This window comes from Flavobacterium sp. YO64 (assembly GCF_004119505.1).
In the GTDB taxonomy this organism is placed as follows: Bacteria; Bacteroidota; Bacteroidia; order Flavobacteriales; family Flavobacteriaceae; genus Flavobacterium; species Flavobacterium oncorhynchi.
This window is the reverse complement of the sequence record NZ_NRQV01000018.1, coordinates 17,169-34,930: the sequence shown is the minus strand read 5'-3', so window position 1 is coordinate 34,930 and position 17,762 is coordinate 17,169. Positions and strand designations below refer to the sequence as shown.

Here is a 17,762-nt window from a genome sequence, read left to right as displayed (position 1 = left end):
TATAATAGCAATGAGTTTTAAGAAGATTATGATGCATTTTAAGTTTACTAGTCAACAGCGAACTGGTATTTTTTCATTATTCGTTGTCGTAATTGTTTTACAGCTTTTTTATTTCTTTTTTGATTTTAATAAATCAGAGGTTTCTTTTGGTGCAGAAAAACAATGGATGTCTTTGCAAAAAGATATAGATGCGGCTAGAATAGAAAAATTAACTGAAAAAGGAAAGGTATATACTTTTAATCCAAATTTTATTTCAGATTATAAAGGTTATAAACTTGGGATGTCAGTTCAAGAAATCGATAGATTGTTGGCTTTTCGAAAAGAGAATAAATATGTAAACTCTGCAAAAGAGTTTCAGGAAGTGACACATATTTCTGATTCACTTTTAAAAGTGATTTCCCCATTGTTTAAATTTCCTGATTGGACACAGAAAAAGAATGAGTTTAAAATAGAGAAAAAAGAATATCCTGCGAAAATACCTTTTAATAAAGTGACCATAGTACTTTCAGATATTAATACCGCCAGTCAGGAAGATTTGATAAAAGTATATGGGATTGGCGAAGCATTATCTTTGAGGATATTAAAACAAAAAGAGATTCTAGGAGGTTTTGTTTCTATGGAACAGATGGAGGATGTTTGGGGGCTTTCGCCTGAGGTGATAGTTGAATTAAACCGACGATTTAAAGCTGTTACTCCTTCAGGATTTAAAAAGATAGCAATAAATGATGCTTCTTTAAAAGAATTATCACAGTTTCCATATTTTAAATATTCTCTTGCAAAACAAATTGTAACTTATAGAAGCATGAATGGAAATTTTAATAATATTGAGGAATTATCAAAAATTAAAGGTTTTCCTGTTGAAAAAGCAAAAATAATTAGTTTATATTTGGAGTTCTAAAAAGATAGTACACAATGAATTTTGATTATAACGAGACGCAGTCAATGATTGCACAATCTATAAAAGATTTTGCCGAAAAGAATATAAAGCCATTTATAATGGAGTGGGATGAAGCTCAGATTTTTCCAATTGATTTGTTTAAGAAACTTGGAGAAATGGGGTTTATGGGGGTTTTAGTGCCTGAAGAATACGGAGGGTCGGGATTAGGTTATCATGAATATATTACAGTAGTTGAAGAAATATCAAAGGTTGATCCTTCAATTGGTTTGTCGGTTGCGGCTCATAATTCGTTATGTACAAATCATATTTTAACTTTTGGAAACGAAGAGCAAAAGAAAAAGTTTTTACCAAAGTTGGCAACAGCTGAATTTATTGGCGCATGGGGATTAACAGAGCATAATACTGGTTCTGATGCCGGAGGTATGAATACAACAGCCGTTAGAGATGGAGATTCTTGGATTGTAAATGGCGCAAAAAATTTTATCACTCATGGTATATCTGGAGATGTAGCAGTTGTTATTGTTCGAACAGGAGAAAAAGGCGATTCTAAAGGAATGACTGCTTTTGTGTTCGAAAAAGGAATGTCTGGCTTTTCTTCAGGTAAAAAAGAAAATAAATTAGGAATGCGTGCAAGTGAAACTGCTGAATTGGTTTTTGATAATTGTCGTGTGCCAGATGCAAATAGATTAGGAGAAGTTGGAGAGGGATTTGTTCAGGCAATGAAAATTTTAGACGGAGGAAGAATTTCTATAGGAGCTTTGTCTCTAGGTATTGCAAAAGGAGCATATGAGGCGGCTTTAAAATATTCAAAAGAAAGATATCAGTTTGGGCAGCCAATTAGTAGTTTTCAAGGAATTTCGTTTAAATTGGCAGATATGGCAACTGAAATTGAAGCGTCAGAATTACTATTACATAAAGCTGCTTTCTTAAAACAAAAACACAAACCAGTAACTACATTAGGAGCGATGGCAAAAATGTATGCTTCAGAAGCCTGCGTGAAAATTGCAAATGATGCCGTTCAAATTCATGGAGGTTATGGTTATACCAAAGATTTTCCTGTAGAGAAATTTTATAGAGATTCTAAATTATGTACCATAGGAGAAGGGACTACTGAGATTCAAAAATTGGTTATCTCAAGAAATTTGTTGAAAGAATAGCTTCTGTGAATTGTTAAAAGTAAGATGCAAAATAGTTTTAGATATTAAGCCAGTTGTGTTTTACTAGAAAAATAATTTAAAATTTATGATTCATAATTAATAATTAATTTTTACATTTGCAGCCTTAACGAGAGGAGGTGTCAATATTATGTTAATTATACCAATTAAAGACGGAGAAAATATCGATAGAGCATTAAAGCGCTATAAAAGAAAATTTGATAAAACAGGAACTGTTCGTCAATTAAGAGCACGTACTGCTTTTATTAAGCCTTCTGTAATCAAAAGAGCTCAAATTCAAAAAGCTGCTTACATCCAAACATTGAAAGATGGTTTAGAGAGTTAATATATTGCTTTTTTAAAATAATTACCGTTAGTGATCAAAAAGTTTTAACTTTGGTCCTAACGGTTTTTTGTTTTTGTAATCTTTTCTAAATGATTTGTCTGTAACTGGGTAAGTCGAAAAAAAATCTTATGCAGTCTAATAAAGAAGCTTTTCGTGATTATTTGCAGTTGGAGAAAAAATATTCCCCACATACTGTTAATGCTTATTTAGCTGATTTGGATTGTTTTGAAGAGTTTAATAAAGTGCGGTTTGAGCAAGGGGAGGTGGATACTGCTAATTATGGTCAAATTAGAAGTTGGATTGTTTCTTTGGTGGATCAGGGAATTTCAAATGTGTCTGTAAATCGCAAAATGGCTTCTCTGAAAGCGTTTTATAGATTTCTATTAAAAATAAAACAAATAGAGGTTAGTCCGATGTTGAAACATAAGGCACTCAAAACGCCAAAAGTTGTCCAGATTCCTTTTTCTGAAAAAGAAATAAGTGATTTAATGTTGGGGGTTGGTTCTTCTTTTGGGTTTGAAGAAATAAGAGATAGGCTTGTTGTGGACTTTTTTTATACTACAGGAATGCGTCGTGCTGAATTAATTGGTTTGATGGTGAAGAATGTTGATTTGTCTTCTAATGTGGTTAAGGTTTTGGGGAAAAGAAATAAAGAAAGGATTATTCCGCTTTTGCCTATTGTTGCGGATCAGGTTGGTTTGTATTTGCAGGAGAGAATTCGGCTTGATGAGATTCGTGATTCAGAATATTTTTTTATTTCAAAAAAAGGGTTAAAATTGAGTGAATCTTTTGTGTATCGATTAATAAATTCTTACTTTAGTAGGGTCTCTGAAAAGGTGAAAAAGAGCCCGCATGTGCTACGGCATACTTTTGCAACTCACTTATTAAATAATGGAGCAGATTTAAATTCAGTTAAAGAATTGTTAGGGCATTCAAGTTTGGCGTCGACTCAGGTTTATACCCATAATAGTTTGGCGGAGCTTAAAAAAGTATATGGCGATGCACATCCAAGAAATAAATAATGATTCTGAAATGTTTAACCCTAAAATTAGTATTATGAAGGTAGATGTTCATGCAGTTAACTTTACTGTTGACAGAAAATTGGTTGATTTTATTCAAGAAAGAATGGATAAGCTGGAGAAGTATTATGATCGAGTTGTTTCGGCGGATCTTTTTTTAAAAGTTGAAAGAACGAGTGATAAGGAGAATAAAGCAGTAGAGATTAGGATTAATGTTCCGGGAGATGATTTTTTGGTAAAAAAGCAATGTAAGTCCTTTGAGGAGGCTGTTGAGAATTCGGCAGAATCGTTAGAGCGATTGCTTGTGAAAAGGAAAGAAAAAATAAGAGCACATATATAATTGAAATTTTTTTTAAAAAATGTTTTGATTAAAAGATAAAATAGCTACATTTGCAGTCCGTTAGAAATAGCGGACTTTTTTAATGTATTCGCCGATGTAGCTCAGCTGGCTAGAGCAGCTGATTTGTAATCAGCAGGTCGTGGGTTCGAGTCCCTCTATCGGCTCAAAAAAAGTTTCAAATGCGATTTGAAACAAGTTCTTTTAAAAGATTGAAATTTTAAAATTAGGGGAGATACTCAAGCGGCCAACGAGGGCAGACTGTAAATCTGCTGTGTGAACTTCGCAGGTTCGAATCCTGCTCTCCCCACAAAAAAAAGAAGGTGAGATTTTAGGTTTTAGATTTTTAAAAGTCTGAAATCTAAATTCAAGAATCTAAAATCAGAACTCTCTGCCGGTGTAGCTCAGGGGTAGAGTGCTTCCTTGGTAAGGAAGAGGTCTCGGGTTCAAATCCCGACATTGGCTCAAGTAAGTAGGAAATTGAAAATTAATATATAACTAAGATTAAAAATTAAGTAAAATGGCAAAGGAGAATTTTAATCGTTCCAAACCGCACTTAAACATAGGTACAATTGGACACGTAGATCACGGAAAAACTACATTAACTGCTGCAATTACAAAAGTATTGTCAGATGCTGGTTACTGTCAAGCAAAATCGTTTGATCAAATCGATAACGCTCCAGAGGAGAAAGAAAGAGGTATTACTATTAATACATCACACGTAGAGTATGAAACTGCTAACCGTCACTACGCTCACGTTGACTGTCCTGGTCACGCGGATTACGTAAAGAACATGGTTACTGGTGCTGCTCAAATGGACGGTGCTATCTTAGTAGTTGCTGCTACAGATGGTCCAATGCCACAAACTCGTGAGCACATCCTTTTAGGACGTCAGGTTGGTATTCCAAGAATCGTTGTTTTCATGAACAAAGTGGATATGGTTGATGATGCTGAGTTGTTAGAGCTTGTTGAAATGGAAATTAGAGATTTATTATCTTTCTACGAATATGATGGAGATAATGGTCCTGTAGTTCAAGGTTCTGCTTTAGGAGGATTGAATAATGATCCTGCTTGGGTACCAAAAATCATTGAATTAATGGATGCTGTTGATGCTTGGATCGAAGAGCCAGTGCGTGACGTAGCAAAACCATTCTTGATGCCGGTTGAAGACGTATTTACAATTACAGGTCGTGGAACTGTTGCTACAGGGCGTATCGAAACTGGTATTGCTAATACAGGTGATGCTGTTGAAATCATTGGTATGGGAGCTGATAAATTAACTTCTACTATTACAGGAGTTGAGATGTTCCGTAAAATCCTTGATAGAGGTGAAGCTGGAGATAACGTAGGTTTATTATTAAGAGGTATTGATAAAGAATCTATCAAAAGAGGAATGGTTATCATTAAGCCAGGATCAGTAAAACCACACTCTACTTTCAAAGCTGAGGTTTATATCTTGAAAAAAGAAGAAGGTGGACGTCATACTCCATTCCATAATAACTACCGTCCACAGTTCTACGTACGTACAACTGACGTAACAGGAGTTATTACTTTACCAGAAGGAGTAGAGATGGTAATGCCAGGAGATAACTTAACTATTAATGTTGCTTTATTAAGCCCAATCGCAATGAACGTAGGTTTACGTTTTGCTATTCGTGAAGGTGGTAGAACAGTTGGTGCTGGACAGGTTACTGAAATTGTAGAGTAATTTCTATAAAAATTATAAAAAAAAAGCCAGTTGATTTTCTTAACTGAAGTCACTGGCTTTAATTACGGGCGTAGTTCAAGGGTAGAATAGCGGTCTCCAAAACCGTTGATGGGGGTTCGAATCCCTCCGCCCGTGCAATAAAAAACATATCAAATGACAAAAGTTACTAATTATTTATCAGAGGCTTTCGAAGAGTTAAAGTCAAATGTTACTTGGCCTGCTTGGGCTGAGGTTCAAAAATTGACAATTGTCGTGGCTGTATTTTCGATTCTATTTGCTTTGGCAACATGGGGAGTAGACGAATTTTTTGCAAAAGCTTTGGCTGGATTTTTTAACTGGTTAAAAGGATAATTTTTTTGTGATGGCAGATAATAATGTGAAAAAATGGTACGTAGTTAGAGCAGTTAGTGGTCAAGAGAATAAAGTGAAAGCTTACATCGAGACTGAGATTGCGAGATTAGGTATGGAGGATTATGTTTCTCAGGTTTTAGTTCCTACTGAAAAAGTGGTTACTGTAAAAGATGGGAAAAAATCATCTAAGGATAAAGTTTACTTTCCTGGATATGTTATGATTGAAGCTAATTTAGTTGGTGAAATCCCTCATATTATTAAGTCAATTACTAGTGTTATTGGATTTTTAGGTGAGATCAAGGGCGGAGAACCTGTTCCTTTGAGGCTTTCTGAAGTAAATAGAATGTTAGGTAAAGTTGATGAGTTAGCTGTAAATACAGATACTCGCGCTATTCCTTTCAACCTAGGGGAAACTGTTAAAGTGATCGATGGTCCATTTAACGGATTCAACGGAACGGTTGAAAAAATTAATGAAGAGAAGCGTAAACTTGAAGTTATGGTTAAGATTTTCGGAAGAAAAACACCATTAGAGCTAAGTTTTATGCAAGTTGAAAAAGTATAATTTTTGTTACATCTATAATAACCACTATAATCGCTTCCAATGATTATAGTGTTAAATTTTTTAAAAAATGGCTAAAGAAATTAGTAAGGTAGTTAAACTACAAGTTAAGGGAGGTGCTGCGAATCCGTCGCCACCGGTTGGACCTGCTTTAGGAGCTGCTGGGGTTAATATCATGGAGTTCTGTAAGCAGTTCAATGCTAGAACACAAGATAAACCTGGCAAAATATGCCCAGTACAAATTACTGTGTATAAAGACAAATCATTTGATTTTGTTGTAAAAACTCCTCCAGCTGCTGTCCAATTATTGGAAGCTGCAAAGCTAAAGTCTGGATCAGGTGAACCAAATCGTAAAAAAGTAGCAAGTGTTACTTGGGATGTTATCAAAGCAATCGCTGAAGATAAAATGGTAGATTTAAATGCATTCACAATCGAATCTGCAATGAGCATGATCGCTGGAACTGCTAGATCTATGGGTATAACTGTATCAGGAGATGCTCCTTTTTAATTAAGAGAAAGAAATGGCAAAATTAACAAAAAAGCAAAAAGAGGCTGCTTCAAAAATTGAAAAGAACAAGCTATATACTTTAAAAGATGCAGCTGCATTAATTAAAGTTATTGCTTCTGCAAAATTTGATGAGTCTGTTGATATCGCAGTTCGTTTGGGTGTAGATCCAAGAAAAGCGAATCAAATGGTTAGAGGTGTAGTTACATTACCTCACGGAACAGGTAAAGATGTTAAAGTATTAGCATTAGTTACTCCAGATAAAGAAGCTGAGGCTAAAGAAGCTGGAGCTGATTATGTAGGTCTTGATGATTACTTACAAAAAATTAAAGATGGTTGGACAGATGTTGATGTAATCATCACTATGCCAGCTGTTATGGGTAAATTAGGTCCATTGGGTCGTATTTTAGGACCTAGAGGTTTAATGCCAAACCCTAAAACAGGTACAGTAACTATGGATGTTGCAAAAGCTGTTCAAGAGGTTAAAGCTGGTAAAATTGACTTTAAAGTTGATAAAACTGGTATCGTACATGCAGGAATTGGTAAAGTTTCTTTTGGAGCTGAGCAAATTTATGACAATGCACACGAAATTATTCAAACATTAATCAAACTTAAGCCAACTGCTGCTAAAGGTACCTACATTAAAGGTATTCACCTTACAAGCACTATGAGTCCTGCAATTGCATTGGACCCTAAAGCAGTATAATTGGTAGTTAATAATTTTTAGTATGACTAGAGAAGAAAAATCAATCGCGATTGAAGATTTAACTGCACAGTTAGCTGGTACAAATATTATTTATGTATCTGATATTTCTGGGTTAAACGCAGAAACTACTTCAAACTTGAGAAGAGCTTGTTTTAAAGCAGGTATTAAATTAGAAGTTGTAAAAAACACTTTGCTTGCAAAAGCAATGGAAGCTTCTGCTAATGACTATGGAGATTTACCTTCAGTATTGACTGGTAATAGTGCTATATTTATTTCAGATGTTGCAAATGCACCTGGAAAAATAATTAAAGATTTCAGAAAAAAATCAGCTAAACCTGTATTAAAAGGAGCTTATATTAATTCTGAGGTTTATATTGGAGATGATCAATTAGATGCATTAGCAACTATTAAATCTAAAGAAGAACTTCTTGGAGAACTTATTGGATTATTGCAGTCACCAGCACAAAGAATTATTTCTGCTTTACAAAACAAATTCGCAGGAAGCGAAGAAGAAGCAGAGGCATAATAATCGATACAAGGAGATCAAATTCCTTGTTGCTTAATTAGCGCACAATAAATAAATTATATTTTACAAATCATTTTAAACGATAGAAAAAATGGCAGATTTGAAACAATTCGCAGAACAATTAGTTAACTTAACAGTTAAAGAAGTTAACGAATTAGCAACAATATTAAAAGACGAGTATGGTATCGAGCCTGCTGCTGCAGCTGTAGTAGTTGCTGCTGGTGGTGGAGAAGGTGCTGCTGAAGAAGCACAAACTGAATTTACAGTTGTATTAAAAGAAGCTGGTGCTTCTAAATTAGCAGTTGTGAAATTAGTAAAAGAACTTACAGGTTTAGGTCTTAAAGAAGCTAAAGATGTAGTTGATGGTGCTCCAAGTACTGTTAAAGAAGGTGTTTCTAAAGAAGAGGCTGAAGGTCTTAAAAAATCATTAGAAGAAGCTGGAGCTGTAGTTGAGCTTAAATAATTCAACACGGTTTTAAGAACTAGGTTTAGGTCCTGAGTTAACACTCAAAGGCCTAAACCATTTTTCGTATAATAAAATATATCAAGTTTTATTATCAAATAGTTTAAAATACGAAAAAGTTTTTGATCAATACGAAGAAAAAAAATTGAACTTACTTTTGGTTTATTTTTAAAGATGTATTGATTATAATAAGAAAGTATAGATTAAACAGTGTGTTTTACACAAAAAAATTACTTTTTTTTAATCAAAATTTTGTCCATTGATGATAACAAATCAGACTGAAAGATTGAATTTTGCCTCTACAAAAAATATTCCTGACTATCCAGATTTCTTAGATGTTCAGGTTAAATCTTTTAAAGATTTCTTTCAATTAGAAACGAAATCTGACGAAAGAGGCAACGAAGGGTTATACAACACCTTCATGGAAAACTTCCCAATTACAGATACAAGAAATAACTTTGTATTGGAATTCCTAGATTATTTTGTTGACCCACCACGTTATACAATTCAAGAATGTATAGAGAGAGGTCTTACTTATAGTGTGCCTTTAAAAGCTAGGTTAAAACTATACTGTACAGATCCAGAACACGAAGATTTTGAAACAATTGTACAAGATGTTTATCTTGGAACAATACCTTACATGACTCCAAGTGGTACTTTTGTAATCAATGGTGCCGAGCGTGTTGTAGTATCACAATTACACCGTTCTCCTGGGGTTTTCTTTGGACAGTCATTCCACGCAAATGGAACAAAACTTTATTCTGCCAGAGTAATTCCTTTTAAAGGATCTTGGATAGAATTTTCTACAGATATCAACAGCGTTATGTATGCATATATCGATAGAAAGAAAAAATTACCTGTAACAACTTTATTCCGTGCTATCGGTTTCGAAAGAGATAAGGATATCCTTGAAATTTTCGACTTAGCTGAAGAAATTAAAGTTTCTAAAACAGGAATTAAGAAATATATTGGAAGAAGACTTGCTGCGCGTGTATTGAACACTTGGCACGAGGATTTCGTAGATGAGGATACTGGAGAGGTAGTTTCTATCGAACGTAACGAAATCATCCTTGATCGTGATACAATTATCGACAAAGATAATGTTGAAGAGATCATCGATTCTAACGTAAAATCTATTTTGTTACACAAAGAGGACAACAACCAAGCAGATTATGCTATTATCCACAACACGTTACAAAAAGATCCAACAAACTCTGAAAAAGAAGCTGTAGAGCACATTTACCGTCAGTTGCGTAATGCTGAACCGCCTGATGAGGAAACTGCTCGTGGTATTATAGATAAATTGTTCTTCTCTGATCAACGTTATAACTTAGGTGAAGTTGGTCGTTACAGAATGAACAAAAAATTAGATTTAGATATCCCTATGGATAAGCAAGTGCTTACCAAAGAAGATATCATTACAATTGTTAAATATTTGATCGAATTGATCAACTCTAAAGCAGAGATTGATGATATTGATCACTTATCAAACCGTCGTGTTAGAACAGTTGGTGAACAATTGTCTCAACAATTCGGTGTTGGTTTAGCACGTATGGCTAGAACTATTCGTGAGAGAATGAACGTTAGAGATAACGAGGTGTTTACACCAATTGATTTGATTAATGCTAAAACATTATCATCAGTTATCAACTCTTTCTTTGGTACTAACCAGTTATCTCAATTTATGGATCAAACGAATCCATTAGCTGAGATTACACACAAAAGAAGACTTTCTGCACTTGGACCAGGTGGACTTTCGAGAGAGAGAGCTGGTTTCGAGGTTCGTGACGTTCACTACACACACTATGGTCGTTTATGTCCGATTGAAACTCCTGAGGGACCAAACATTGGTTTGATTTCATCTCTTGGTGTTTATGCAAAAGTTAATGGAATGGGATTCATCGAAACTCCATACCGTAAAGTAACTAATGGTGTAGTTGATTTAGAAAGTACTCCAATTTACTTAAGTGCTGAAGAAGAAGAAGGTAAAATGATTGCTCAGGCAAACATTGAAATGGACGAAACTGGTAAAATTACAGCTAGCAATGTTATTGCTCGTGAGGAAGGTGACTTCCCAGTTGTTGAGCCATCAGTAGTTCATTATACAGACGTTGCGCCAAACCAGATCGCTTCGATTTCTGCATCTTTGATTCCTTTCTTGGAACATGATGATGCGAACCGAGCGTTGATGGGGTCTAACATGATGCGTCAGGCAGTTCCATTGATCCGTCCTGAAGCTCCGATTGTTGGTACAGGTTTAGAGCGTCAAGTAGCTTCAGATTCAAGAGTATTGATCAATGCTGAAGGGCATGGTACTGTTGAGTATGTTGATGCAAATATTATTACTATTAAATACGATCGTACAGAAGACGAGAGAATGGTTAGTTTTGATGCTGACGAGAAAACGTACAACCTTATTAAATTTAGAAAAACCAATCAAGGTACAAGTATTAACTTGAAACCAATCGTAAGAAGAGGTGATAGAGTTGTTCCTGGACAAGTATTATCAGAAGGATATGCTACTCAAAATGGTGAATTAGCTTTAGGTAGAAACTTAAAAGTTGCGTTCATGCCATGGAAAGGGTACAACTTCGAGGATGCGATTGTAATTTCTGAAAAAGTAGTTCGTGATGATATTTTTACATCTATCCACGTTGATGATTATTCATTAGAGGTTAGAGATACTAAGTTAGGAAATGAAGAGTTAACAAACGATATTCCTAACGTTTCTGAAGAAGCTACTAAAGATTTAGATGAAAACGGTATGATTAGAATTGGAGCAGAGGTTAAACCTGGCGACATTCTAATTGGAAAAATTACACCAAAAGGAGAATCAGATCCTACTCCAGAGGAGAAATTGCTTCGTGCAATCTTCGGGGATAAAGCAGGTGATGTAAAAGATGCTTCATTAAAAGCTTCTCCATCTTTACATGGTGTAGTTCTTGACAAAAAATTATTTGCAAGAGCCGTAAAAGATAAACGTAAACGTACTCAGGATAAAGATGCTTTAGGTGCTTTAGAAATGGAGTTCGAAACTAAATTTGTTGAATTAAAAGACAGATTAGTTGAGAAATTATTCCTGATTGTGAACGGAAAAACGTCTCAAGGTGTAATGAATGATTTGGGTGAAGAAGTTTTACCAAAAGGTAAAAAATATACTCAAAAAATGCTTTACGCAGTAGAGGATTTTGCTCACTTAAGCAAAGGTCAATGGGTTGCTGATGACGCTACAAATAAAATGGTTAATGATTTAATTCATAACTATAAAATTAAGCTGAACGACTTACAAGGATCTTTAAGAAGAGAAAAATTCACTATTACAGTTGGAGATGAATTACCATCTGGAATCTTGAAATTGGCTAAAATCTATATCGCTAAAAAACGTAAGTTAAAAGTTGGTGATAAAATGGCAGGACGTCACGGTAACAAAGGTATTGTTGCAAGAATCGTTCGTCATGAAGATATGCCTTTCCTTGAAGATGGAACACCAGTAGATATCGTATTGAATCCACTTGGGGTACCTTCACGTATGAACATTGGTCAGATTTATGAGACTGTTCTTGGATGGGCTGGTATGAACTTGGGTAGAAAATTTGCTACTCCAATTTTCGACGGTGCTTCTCTTGACGAGATCAACGCTTTGACTGATGAAGCTAACGTACCACGTTTCGGACATACTTATCTTTATGATGGTGGAACTGGAGAGCGTTTTGCACAAAAAGCAACTGTGGGTGTAATTTACATGCTTAAATTAGGACACATGGTTGATGATAAGATGCACGCACGTTCTATCGGACCATACTCATTGATTACGCAGCAACCACTTGGAGGTAAAGCTCAATTTGGAGGTCAGCGTTTTGGAGAGATGGAGGTTTGGGCACTTGAGGCTTATGGAGCTTCTAGTACTTTACGTGAAATCTTAACTGTTAAGTCTGATGACGTTATTGGTAGAGCTAAAACTTACGAAGCTATCGTTAAGGGAGAATCTATGCCAGAACCAGGTTTACCAGAATCATTCAATGTGTTGATGCACGAATTGAAAGGTCTTGGACTAGACATTCGTTTAGAAGAATAATAAAAGTTTTGTAATCAGTCTCATTTTTTAATGGGACTGATTACTCATTTATAAAAGTTTTTAAAGATTTATACCCGTAACCCGTTCCGATTTTTTATAACAATGCTAGGCATTTTATAACTAGCGCTTCAAATTTAATTTTGAGGTTTAGAGAAGTAACCCGAGGTAGTAGCTGAATGATTAACTCTTAGTTTTAAAAAGAGTAGATTATAAATCTAAATTCAATTTTTTTAATTGCAAATAAATCAATAGTAAAAACTATGATGAATAATAGAAACAATAATAAGGATAAAAATCCAGTTAAAAGATTTAACAAAATCTCAATTGGATTAGCTTCACCAGAATCTATCTTGAAAGAATCAAGAGGAGAGGTGTTGAAACCAGAAACAATTAACTACAGAACTCACAAACCTGAGCGTGACGGACTTTTCTGTGAAAGAATCTTCGGACCTGTTAAGGATTTTGAGTGTGCTTGTGGAAAATATAAAAGAATTCGTTACAAAGGTATCATCTGTGACCGTTGTGGTGTTGAAGTTACTGAGAAAAAAGTACGTCGTGACAGAGTAGGACACATCAACCTTGTTGTGCCAATTGCTCACATCTGGTACTTCCGTTCTCTTCCAAACAAAATTGGTTATATCCTTGGTCTTCCATCTAAGAAATTAGATATGATCATTTACTACGAAAGATACGTAGTAATCCAAGCTGGTATTGCTAAAAATGCTGATGGAGAATCTTTACAAAGATTAGATTTCTTAACTGAAGAAGAATACTTAAACATTTTAGATACTCTTCCACAAGAAAACCAATATTTAGATGATTTAGATCCTAATAAATTTGTTGCCAAAATGGGAGCAGAGTGTATTATGGATTTATTAGCTCGTATAGACTTAGATGCTTTATCTTACGAATTAAGACACAGCGCTAATAATGAGACTTCTAAACAAAGAAAAACTGAGGCTTTAAAAAGATTACAAGTTGTTGAGTCTTTCCGTGAGTCTAACGAAAACCGCGAAAACCGTCCAGAATGGATGATTATGAAAGTGGTTCCTGTTATCCCGCCAGAATTACGTCCACTTGTGCCACTTGATGGAGGTCGTTTTGCAACTTCAGATTTGAACGACTTATACCGTCGTGTAATCATCCGTAACAACCGTTTGAAAAGATTAATGGAGATTAAAGCTCCAGAAGTTATCTTAAGAAACGAGAAACGTATGTTGCAAGAATCTGTAGATTCATTATTTGATAACACTCGTAAAGCTTCTGCTGTTAAAACAGAATCAAACAGACCATTAAAATCATTATCTGACTCATTAAAAGGTAAGCAAGGACGTTTCCGTCAAAACTTACTTGGAAAACGTGTGGATTATTCTGCTCGTTCGGTAATTGTTGTTGGTCCAGAGTTAAAATTATATGAGTGCGGATTGCCAAAAGATATGGCTTCTGAATTATACAAACCTTTCGTTATCCGTAAATTGATTGAAAGAGGTATTGTAAAAACAGTAAAATCTGCTAAGAAAATCATTGACAAAAAAGAGCCGGTAGTTTGGGATATTTTAGAAAACGTAATTAAAGGACACCCAGTATTACTGAACCGTGCTCCTACTTTGCACAGACTTGGTATTCAGGCTTTCCAGCCAAAATTAATTGAAGGAAAAGCAATCCAGTTACACCCATTAGTATGTACGGCTTTCAACGCCGATTTCGATGGTGACCAGATGGCGGTTCACTTACCATTAGGACCAGAAGCTATTTTAGAGGCACAATTATTAATGTTGGCTTCTCACAATATCTTGAACCCTGCAAATGGTGCTCCAATTACTGTACCTTCTCAGGACATGGTTTTGGGTCTATACTATATGACCAAAGAGCGTATTTCTACAGAAGATCACATTATTTTAGGTCAGGATTTGACTTTCTATTCTGCTGAAGAAGTAAACATTGCATTAAACGAAGGAAGATTAGAATTGAATGCTCGTGTGAAAATTAGAGCAAAAGATTTTAATGACGCTGGAGAATTAGTGTACAAAATTATTCAAACAACTGCAGGACGTGTATTATTTAACGAAGTAGTACCTGAAGCAGCTGGATATATCAATGACGTATTGACTAAGAAAAACCTTAGAGATATTATTGGACACATTTTAAGTGTGACTGATGTACCTACAACGGCGGCTTTCTTGGATAATATGAAAGATATGGGTTATAAATTCGCATTTAGAGGAGGTTTGTCATTCTCTTTAGGTGATATTAGAATCCCAGAACAAAAAACGAAGTTAATTGCAGATGCTAGAGAGCAAGTTGAAGGTATCTCAACTAACTATAACATGGGTCTTATCACAAATAACGAGCGTTACAACCAAGTTATTGACGTATGGACTTCAGCAAATGCTCAGTTAACAGAATTAGCAATGAAAAATATTAGAGAAGACCAACAAGGTTTCAACTCTGTATACATGATGCTTGACTCTGGGGCGAGGGGTTCTAAGGAACAGATTCGTCAGTTAACTGGTATGCGTGGTTTGATGGCTAAGCCTAAAAAATCTACTGCTGGTGGTGGTGAGATTATTGAAAACCCGATTCTTTCTAACTTTAAGGAAGGTCTTTCGATCCTTGAGTACTTCATTTCTACTCACGGTGCTCGTAAAGGTCTTGCGGATACGGCTCTTAAAACGGCCGATGCTGGTTACTTAACAAGAAGGCTTCATGACGTTTCTCAAGATGTTATTGTTAACATCGAAGATTGTGGAACTTTAAGAGGTGTTGAAGTTGCTGCATTGAAGAAAAATGAGGAAATCGTTGAGTCATTAGGAGAAAGAATTTTAGGACGTGTTGCATTGCAGGATGTTATAAATCCACTTACTAATGAAGTAATGGTTCAGTCAGGTCAACAAATTACTGAAGCAATTATGAGAACTATCGAAGCTTCTCCAATTGAAAAAGTAGAAGTTAGATCTCCATTAACTTGTGAGGCTTTAAAAGGAATTTGTGCTAAATGTTACGGTAGAAACTTAGCTACCGGAAAAATGACACAAAGAGGTGAAGCTGTCGGAGTTATTGCAGCTCAGTCTATTGGAGAGCCAGGTACACAGTTGACACTTCGTACGTTCCACGTTGGAGGGGTTGCTGGAGGTATCTCTGAAGAGTCTAGTATTGTTACAAGATTCGCTGGTAGACTTGAAATTGAAGATTTAAAAACTGTTAAAGGTGAAGACAGCGAAGGTAATGCGGTAGATATCGTAGTATCACGTTCAACTGAATTAAAATTAGTTGATGAGAAAACTGGAATCGTTTTGAACACACATAATATTCCTTACGGTTCTAGTATTTTTGTAAAAGACGGAGAAAGTGTTGGTAAAGGAGCTATAATCTGTAAATGGGATCCATATAACGGTGTAATTGTTTCTGAGTTTACTGGTAAGATTGCTTACGAAGATTTAGAGCAAGGACAATCGTTCATGGTTGAGATCGATGAGCAGACTGGTTTCCAAGAAAAAGTAATTTCTGAGGCTAGAAACAAAAAATTAATCCCAACTTTATTAGTTTACGGTAAAGAGGGTGAATTGATTCGTTCTTACAACTTACCGGTAGGTGCACACCTTATGGTTGAAAATGGTGAGAAGATTAAAGCAGGTAAAGTATTAGTAAAAATCCCACGTCGTTCTTCTAAAGCAGGCGATATCACGGGAGGTCTACCAAGAATTACTGAGTTGCTTGAAGCTCGTAACCCTTCAAACCCAGCGGTTGTATCTGAAATTGATGGTGTTGTTTCTTTTGGAAAAATCAAAAGAGGTAACCGTGAGATCGTTATCGAGTCTAAATTTGGCGAGATTAAAAAGTATTTAGTTAAACTTTCTAGTCAAATCTTAGTACAAGAAAATGACTTCGTAAGAGCGGGAGTTCCATTGTCTGACGGTGCAATTACACCAGATGATATCTTAAGAATTCAAGGGCCGGCTGCTGTTCAACAGTACTTGGTAAATGAAATTCAAGAGGTTTACCGTTTACAAGGGGTAAAAATTAATGACAAGCACTTTGAGGTTGTAATTCGTCAAATGATGCGTAAAGTAAGAGTTCAGGATCCAGGTGATACTTTATTCTTAGAAGATCAATTAATTCACACTAAAGATTTCATTGTTCAAAACGATAAATTATACGGTATGAAAGTAGTTGAAGATGCTGGAGATTCTAGCGTATTGAAACCAGGTCAAATTATTTCTCCTCGTGAATTACGTGATGAAAATTCATTATTGAAACGAAATGATAAAAATCTTGTTGTAGCAAGAGACGTAATTACTGCAACTGCAACGCCAGTTTTACAAGGTATTACAAGAGCTTCGCTACAAACTAAATCATTCATTTCTGCGGCTTCGTTCCAGGAGACAACGAAAGTACTTAACGAAGCTGCAGTAGCTGGTAAAGTTGATGATTTAGAAGGATTAAAAGAAAATGTAATTGTTGGACACAGAATTCCTGCGGGAACTGGTATGAGAGAATACGATAATACTATCGTAGGATCTAAAGACGATTACAACGAAATGATGGCTAATAAAGAAGAATATATTTATTAATTAGGAAACTATGAGTAATCCGAAACAACAACAAGAGCAAATTAATATTGAGTTAGACGAAACTATTGCAGAGGGAATTTATTCTAATCTAGCGATTATAAATCACTCATCATCAGAGTTTGTTTTAGATTTTGTGAGCATTATGCCAGGTATTCCTAAAGCCAAGGTAAAGTCAAGAATTGTCTTGACACCGCAACATGCTAAAAGATTATTGAGAGCAATAGGTGAAAATATTCATCGATTTGAAGCTGCCCATGGCGAAATCAAAGAGACCGAACAAGCGCCAATTCCGCTTAATTTTGGTCCTGCGGGACAAGCATAAATTTAAGAAGCCCCATATTTTATGGGGCTTTTTTTTGATGTTTAGTTTTAAATATGTTGTAGTTTGTCTGATTTAATTTAGTTTCGTCGACTAAATTCCTTTTTGTTTTTAAATTATTCTAAATTAACATTTCCTATGAAAGATTAATTTTTGAAATATAAGACTTAGTAAGGTTGATTTAATTCAAAGTTTAAAAAAGCGCTAATTTTAATTAGTGCTTTT

15 protein-coding genes and 4 tRNA genes are annotated in these 17,762 nt (G+C 35.2%); all 19 read left to right on the top strand.

The window, feature by feature from the left end:
* Positions 1–10 precede the first annotated feature (10 nt).
* The 19 genes from BOW57_RS13850 (at position 11) to BOW57_RS13760 (ending at position 17,540) form a co-directional block, all read left to right on the top strand.
* Entirely contained in the window at positions 11–898 is an 888-nt protein-coding gene (locus BOW57_RS13850) for a helix-hairpin-helix domain-containing protein (protein ID WP_129055044.1), read from the top strand.
* Positions 899–912: 14 nt separating this feature from the next.
* Positions 913–2,055, top strand: a complete 1,143-nt coding sequence (locus tag BOW57_RS13845) for an acyl-CoA dehydrogenase family protein (RefSeq protein ID WP_089053856.1) — start codon at positions 913–915, stop codon at positions 2,053–2,055.
* A 148-nt stretch (positions 2,056–2,203) separates the two neighbouring features.
* Positions 2,204–2,398: a 30S ribosomal protein S21 gene (gene rpsU, locus BOW57_RS13840; RefSeq protein WP_089053855.1), complete on the top strand. Its 195-nt coding sequence runs from the start codon at positions 2,204–2,206 to the stop codon at positions 2,396–2,398.
* 128 nt (positions 2,399–2,526) lie between these two features.
* Positions 2,527–3,420, top strand: a complete 894-nt coding sequence (locus BOW57_RS13835; RefSeq protein WP_129055042.1) for a tyrosine-type recombinase/integrase — start codon at positions 2,527–2,529, stop codon at positions 3,418–3,420.
* 34 nt (positions 3,421–3,454) lie between these two features.
* A complete protein-coding gene (gene hpf, locus BOW57_RS13830) occupies positions 3,455–3,757 on the top strand; it encodes a ribosome hibernation-promoting factor, HPF/YfiA family (RefSeq protein ID WP_129055106.1) in 303 nt (100 codons plus the stop codon).
* Between the two features lie 90 nt (positions 3,758–3,847).
* Positions 3,848–3,921 (top strand) — tRNA-Thr (locus BOW57_RS13825).
* 62 nt (positions 3,922–3,983) lie between these two features.
* Positions 3,984–4,064: transfer RNA gene (locus BOW57_RS13820), tRNA-Tyr, on the top strand.
* 83 nt (positions 4,065–4,147) lie between these two features.
* A tRNA-Thr gene (locus tag BOW57_RS13815) sits at positions 4,148–4,219 on the top strand.
* Positions 4,220–4,274: 55 nt separating this feature from the next.
* A complete protein-coding gene (gene tuf / locus BOW57_RS13810; protein WP_089053853.1) occupies positions 4,275–5,462 on the top strand; it encodes an elongation factor Tu in 1,188 nt (395 codons plus the stop codon).
* A gap of 64 nt (positions 5,463–5,526) precedes the next feature.
* Positions 5,527–5,597: transfer RNA gene (locus BOW57_RS13805), tRNA-Trp, on the top strand.
* Positions 5,598–5,615: 18 nt separating this feature from the next.
* Positions 5,616–5,813 carry a preprotein translocase subunit SecE gene (gene secE / locus BOW57_RS13800; protein ID WP_008466927.1) on the top strand — a complete coding sequence of 66 codons (198 nt, stop codon included), beginning with the start codon at positions 5,616–5,618 and terminating at the stop codon, positions 5,811–5,813.
* 10 nt (positions 5,814–5,823) lie between these two features.
* Positions 5,824–6,375, top strand: a complete 552-nt coding sequence (gene nusG / locus BOW57_RS13795) for a transcription termination/antitermination protein NusG (protein WP_089053852.1) — start codon at positions 5,824–5,826, stop codon at positions 6,373–6,375.
* Between the two features lie 67 nt (positions 6,376–6,442).
* Complete coding sequence (rplK, locus tag BOW57_RS13790) at positions 6,443–6,880, top strand: 50S ribosomal protein L11 (protein ID WP_007807442.1); 438 nt, start codon at positions 6,443–6,445, stop codon at positions 6,878–6,880.
* Positions 6,881–6,893: 13 nt separating this feature from the next.
* Positions 6,894–7,583, top strand: coding sequence for a 50S ribosomal protein L1 (rplA, locus tag BOW57_RS13785; RefSeq protein ID WP_089053851.1), 690 nt, complete (start codon positions 6,894–6,896; stop codon positions 7,581–7,583).
* A gap of 22 nt (positions 7,584–7,605) precedes the next feature.
* Positions 7,606–8,109, top strand: a complete 504-nt coding sequence (gene rplJ / locus BOW57_RS13780) for a 50S ribosomal protein L10 (RefSeq protein WP_041517376.1) — start codon at positions 7,606–7,608, stop codon at positions 8,107–8,109.
* Between the two features lie 91 nt (positions 8,110–8,200).
* The gene (rplL, locus tag BOW57_RS13775) at positions 8,201–8,572 is read left to right on the top strand and encodes a 50S ribosomal protein L7/L12 (protein ID WP_025572412.1); all 372 of its coding nucleotides are present in this window, start codon (positions 8,201–8,203) and stop codon (positions 8,570–8,572) included.
* 262 nt (positions 8,573–8,834) lie between these two features.
* Complete coding sequence (gene rpoB / locus BOW57_RS13770; protein WP_129024104.1) at positions 8,835–12,647, top strand: DNA-directed RNA polymerase subunit beta; 3,813 nt, start codon at positions 8,835–8,837, stop codon at positions 12,645–12,647.
* 260 nt (positions 12,648–12,907) lie between these two features.
* Entirely contained in the window at positions 12,908–17,218 is a 4,311-nt protein-coding gene (gene rpoC, locus BOW57_RS13765; protein ID WP_129055040.1) for a DNA-directed RNA polymerase subunit beta', read from the top strand.
* 10 nt (positions 17,219–17,228) lie between these two features.
* Positions 17,229–17,540 (top strand): DUF3467 domain-containing protein, encoded by a 312-nt coding sequence (locus BOW57_RS13760; RefSeq protein WP_012024017.1) that lies wholly within the window; start codon positions 17,229–17,231, stop codon positions 17,538–17,540.
* Positions 17,541–17,762: the final 222 nt, after the last annotated feature.